1 protein-coding gene is annotated in these 489 nt (G+C 62.6%); it reads left to right on the plus strand.

Going from position 1 to position 489, the window contains the following annotated elements; genetic code table 11:
• Positions 1 to 185: 185 nt before the first annotated feature.
• Positions 186 to 489 (plus strand): recombinase family protein (locus ACODTJ_RS29205; RefSeq protein ID WP_488851737.1); only part of this gene is annotated, 304 nt, incomplete at its 3' end.

The raw sequence follows: 489 nt of genomic DNA on the forward strand, positions 1-489 counted from the left end.
AAACGGTCGTTTCCGCGACGCTGCTGATGGCGGGGTGATCGTCGAGGGATTTCGCAGCAGACGGTGTCGCAAAATTCGATTGCAAAACCCCGGACCCGTGAGAGCGTCATCTCGACGAGTTTTGCGAGGGAGGCGGGATGCAGATCGGGTACGCGCGCGTTTCGGGATTTTCTCAGGACCATGCCTTGCAGATCGATGCGCTGACGGCGACCGGGTGCGAGCGCATCTTCGTCGAGACGGCGAGCGGCCTGAAGGCAGATCGACCTGAACTCCGGCGGGCACTCGATCATGTTCGTCCAGGTGATGTGATCGTCGTGTACAGCCTGTCCAGGTTGGCCCGCTCGATCCGCCACCTGCTCGATGTTGCCGAAGACCTGCGGGCGCGCGAGATCGGCCTGAAGTCGATCACCGAGGGCTTCGATACGACCAGCCCGGCGGGCCGCTTCATGTTCAACGTTCTCGGGGCCTTGGGCCAGATGGAGGTCGAGC

The organism is Allobosea sp. FG18 (genome assembly GCF_057809495.1).